Source organism: Corynebacterium sp. (genome assembly GCF_030535495.1).
Taxonomy (GTDB): domain Bacteria; phylum Actinomycetota; class Actinomycetes; order Mycobacteriales; family Mycobacteriaceae; genus Corynebacterium.
This window is the reverse complement of the sequence record NZ_JAUNRW010000102.1, coordinates 2710-7392: the sequence shown is the minus strand read 5'-3', so window position 1 is coordinate 7392 and position 4683 is coordinate 2710. Positions and strand designations below refer to the sequence as shown.

Sequence of the window (4683 nt, the reverse complement as noted above, 5' to 3'; positions counted from 1 at the left end):
ATCGACGTAGCCGCTCTTCTCAACGTTAGACATGCCCCATATTCTTGCAAACCTCAGGCGGAAAAGTAACTTGAACTGCAACTAAAATCGGTCACACCATGTCTGCCACCCCCGCAAGCCCCGATTTCCGCACCTGGCTCAGTGATCGGGACGACCTCGAGCTGGCAAATCTCCTGCGTGCCCGCCCGGATGTCGCCCTCCCGATACCCCCAGGCATCACCCCCTTGGCGGCGCGGCTGCAACTGCGGGCCTCGGTGGGCCGCGCGGTGCGGACCCTCACGGCCCTGGAACTGGCCACGATCGAGGCCGCCGCCAACCTGGGCGCGGAGCTCAGCGCCGTCCCCCGGGAGGAGATCATCGCCGCGGTCCCGGCGTCAGACCCGCTGGTCGAAGCAGCCCTGGATCATCTGCGCAGCCTCGCCCTCATCTACGGTGACGATGCGGCGTTGCGGGTCACGCCCGAGGCCATGGCCTCCCTGCCGGCGGACTGGCAACTGCTCGACGACTCCCCCACCACCCCGTCGCTGCCGCTGGAGGACTTGAGCGAAAAGCAGCGCGCCATCCTCGACACCCTCCTGCACTCCGGGGGCGTGGGCCGCACCCGGCACGCGGACGCGGATGCGGACCCCACCCACCCCATCCCGCAACTGATCGCGGGCGGGCTGCTCGTGCGCGTCGACTCCGGCACCGTGCGCCTTCCCCGCCGCGTGCGTGCGGCACTCCTGGGCCGTGAGATTCCGCGGCACCCGCTGTCGCCCTCCGCGCGGGTGCGCGGCCAGATGCTGGCCGACGACCGCGCCCGGGACCGCGCCGATCAGGGCGGTGCCGCCGCCGGTCTGGAGGTGGCCCGCCATCTCCGCCACCTCATCGAGCATCTGGGAGCAGAGCCTGCCCCGCTGCTCAAGGAAGGGGGCGTCGGCGTCCGGGCCGTCACCGCCCTGGCCCGCACGCTGGACGTTCCCGAGGACAGGATTCACCGCCTCGTCGCCCTGGGCTCGGCTGCCGGCCTGCTGGCCCGGGGCGAGGTCGATGACGTCGATGTCCTGGCCCCGACCGTCGCCGCCGACGACTGGCTGGAGGCTGATCTGGCCACCCGCTGGCTGACCATGACGACCGGCTGGCTGCAGTCCCCGTGGGCTCCCTGGCTGGTGGGCACCCCGGATGAGAGGAAGTCGCCCATCCGGCTGCTGGCCGACGCCATGCACCGGCCGCAGCTTCTGGAGCAGCGCCGCATGGTCATCAGCCAGTACACGCACGCCCCGGCAGGCATAGAGGTCAGCGACGCTGAACTGCGCGAGGACTTCTTCTTCACCCACCCCATCGCCGCCACCCTCATGTCGGAGGCGACGGTCTCGGCCCTCGTGGAGGAGGCCCGGTGGATCGGTCTCGTCGCCGGTGGTACCGCGACGACCCTGCTGCGGGCACTGCTCGACCCGCAGGCTGATGCCCTGGCCACGGCCACCGAGGTCACTCCGGGCACCGTCGAGCGCCTCATCCCGCAGGGCGACATGACGGTCCTGGCCCCCGGTCCCCTGCCGCGGGCCCTGCAGACGGAACTGGATCTGCTCGGTGAGCTCGAATCCGCCGGTCTGGCCAGCGTCTACCGGCTGAGCGACACGTCGGTGCGCCGCGCCCTCGATGCCGGCCGCACGGCCGGGCAGCTCAAGGATTGGCTCGCCGATCACACGCTCGGCGAGGTGCCGCAGTCCATCCTCTATCTCATCGACGACGTCGCCCGTCGCCACGGCACGCTGCGCGGGGGGCCGGCGCTGAGCTATCTGCGCTGCGATGATCCCGCGTTGCTCGCCGAGGCGGTGCGCACCCCGGCCGCCGCGGAGGTCGCCCTCCGCCTCATCGCGCCGACGGTGGCCGTCGCCCAGGCACCGCTGGTGAGGGTCATCGAGCAACTGCGCGCCGCCGGTTTCCAGCCCGTGGCCGAGGATGCGACCGGTGCCGCGCTCGACATCCGCCCGGCGCCGGCCCGGCTCCCTGCCCGGGACATCCCCACCCGCCGCCCGCAGCAGCTGGAGGAATCGCGGATCCAGGCGGCGGTCGCCGCCATCCGGCGCCACGACGCCGGTGAATCGCTCACCCCGGAGGACACCCGCACCACGCTGGCCATCCTGCAGGCCGCGGCGCGGGGTGGGCGCTCGGTGACGCTGGGGTTCGTCGATAAGCACGGACAGGCCGTCCACAAGACGGTGACGCCCCTGACGGTGACCGGTGGCCAGGTCGATGCTCTCGACGACGTGTCCGGCCAGGTGCAGCGTTTCATGCTCCACCGCATCACCGAGGTGCTGCTCGGCTAGCCCTCCCTGCCATAATGGTCCGCATGGCTTTTGGTGACGGACCCCTGATCGTGCAGTCGGACAAGACGGTGCTGCTGGAGATCGACCACGCGAAGGCCGACGAGGCCCGCGCCGCGCTCGCCCCCTTCGCGGAGCTCGAGCGCGCCCCGGAGCACGTGCACACCTACCGCATCACCCCGTTGGCACTGTGGAACGCCCGCGCGGCCGGGCACGACGCCGAGCAGGTCGTCGACGTCCTCGAGCGTTACTCGCGGTTCCCGGTCCCCCAACCCCTGCTTATCGACGTCGCCGAGACGATGTCGCGCTACGGGCGCGTGCGCCTGCACAAACACCCCGCCCACGGACTCATCCTCGAGTCCGCGGAACCGGCCATCCTCGCCGAGCTGCAGCGTCACAAGAAGATTCGGCCCATGCTCGGGGAACCCGTCGACGCCGAGAACATCCCCGTCCACCCCTCCGAACGCGGGCGCCTCAAGCAGGAGCTGCTCAAGGTCGGCTGGCCGGCGGAGGATTTGGCGGGCTACGTCGACGGAGAATCCCACCCCATCGCCCTGTCCACGGAGAACGAAGACTGGGAGTTGCGCGACTACCAGCGCTACGCCGCGGATTCCTTCTGGGAGGGTGGATCCGGAGTGGTCGTCCTGCCCTGTGGTGCGGGCAAGACCATGGTCGGGGCGGCGTCGATGGCGCGTGCGCAGGCCACGACGCTCATCCTGGTGACCAACACCGTCGCCGGTCGCCAGTGGCGCAGCGAGCTGCTGCGCCGCACCACGCTGACCGAGGAGGAGATCGGCGAGTACTCCGGCGAGCGCAAGGAGATCAGGCCGGTGACCATCGCCACCTACCAGGTGGTCACCCGCAAGACGAAAGGTGAGTACCGGGCGCTCGAGCTCTTCGACTCCCGCGACTGGGGCCTGATCATCTACGACGAGGTCCACCTGCTGCCCGCCCCCGTCTTCCGCATGACCTCCGACCTGCAGTCCCGCCGCCGCCTGGGGCTGACCGCGACCCTGGTGCGCGAGGACGGCCGCGAGGGGGATGTCTTCTCGCTCATCGGGCCGAAGCGTTACGACGCCCCGTGGAAGGACATCGAGGCCCAGGGGTTCATCGCCTCCGCGGAGTGCATCGAGGTGCGCACCACCATGAGCGAGTCCGAGCGCATGGTCTACGCCACCGCGGAAAGCTCCGACCGCTACCGCCTGGCGGCGAGTGCGGCGGGGAAGACGCGGGTCGTCGATAAGCTCCTGGAGCGCCATCGCGGGCAGCCGACGCTGATCATCGGCGCCTACCTCGACCAGCTCGAGGAGCTCTCCGCGCGGGTCGACGCGCCCGTCATCGAGGGGCGCACCTCGAACAAGCGCCGCGAGGAACTGTTCGCCGCGTTCCGTTCCGGGGACATCTCCGTGCTCGTGGTGAGCAAGGTGGCGAACTTCTCCATCGACCTGCCCGAGGCCGCCGTCGCGATCCAGGTGTCGGGTACCTTCGGTTCCCGGCAGGAGGAGGCGCAACGCCTCGGCCGCCTGCTGCGCCCCAAGGCCGATGGCGGGCAGGCGCACTTCTACTCCATCGTCTCCCGTGACACGCTTGACTCGGAGTATGCCGCCCACCGCCAGCGTTTCCTCGCCGAGCAGGGTTACGCCTACCGGATCGTCGATGCCGACGACCTCGACCAGCTCGATTAGGCTGACACGCATGAAGGTTTTCAAGTTTGCGGTGGACGAGGCGTTCGCGAAGAAGAACAACGAGATGCTCAAGGACACCCGGCGGCTGCAGGTCTCCGCGATCGTGTTCGGCATCATTCTCGCGATCGTCTCCGCGCTGCTCTTCGCCTTCCTCTGGACCGACTCCGCCTGGGGTCTGGTCGGCGGCATCATCACGCTCACCTTCGCCCTGCTCTGCTTCTTCCTGGCGATCATCGTGCCGCGCAAGGTCGGCGGAGCCCAGGAGCTCTACGACACCTATCCCCTGGCGCCGGCCGTGATCGCGGAGGTCAATGAACGCGACTTTGTCATCATGGCCCTGGTGAACACCAACGTCAACGCCGCTGCCCCGCCGCGCTGGGGAGCCGCACTGCGCACCGTCACCCGCATCGAGGGCATCAAGGAACCGAAGCTGGGCACGCGCATTCCGGTCGCCGCCGTGCAGGGCAGGCGTAGCGTCGGTGAGCAGGAGCATTGGGACGAGATCTCGCCGATGCCCATCGCCTGGGGCACCCCGGACCAGGAGGTGGTCACCACCGCCCGCAAGGCCATCCCGGAGGACCAGTGGGCACGGCTGGACAAGGCCCGCAAGCGACTGGACGAGGTCAAGGACACCACATACAACCTGCTGGTGCTGTAGATGACGGTGCAGCGACTGCGCGAATTCGGCGAGA

Annotated in this window: 3 protein-coding genes; all 3 read left to right on the top strand. The window is 69.5% G+C overall.

Annotated elements, in window-relative coordinates:
* Positions 1-98: 98 nt before the first annotated feature.
* Genes Q4F73_RS10425 through Q4F73_RS10415 form a run of 3 tightly spaced genes read left to right on the top strand, consistent with a single transcriptional unit; the run spans position 99 to position 4649 of the window.
* Entirely contained in the window at positions 99-2309 is a 2211-nt protein-coding gene (locus tag Q4F73_RS10425) for a helicase-associated domain-containing protein (protein WP_303359282.1), read from the top strand.
* Positions 2310-2332: 23 nt separating this feature from the next.
* On the top strand, positions 2333-3991 hold the full coding sequence (locus Q4F73_RS10420; RefSeq protein ID WP_303359281.1) for a DNA repair helicase XPB: 1659 nt from the start codon (positions 2333-2335) through the stop codon (positions 3989-3991).
* 10 nt (positions 3992-4001) lie between these two features.
* The gene (locus Q4F73_RS10415; RefSeq protein WP_303359280.1) at positions 4002-4649 is read left to right on the top strand and encodes a DUF3239 domain-containing protein; all 648 of its coding nucleotides are present in this window, start codon (positions 4002-4004) and stop codon (positions 4647-4649) included.
* Positions 4650-4683 lie beyond the last annotated feature (34 nt).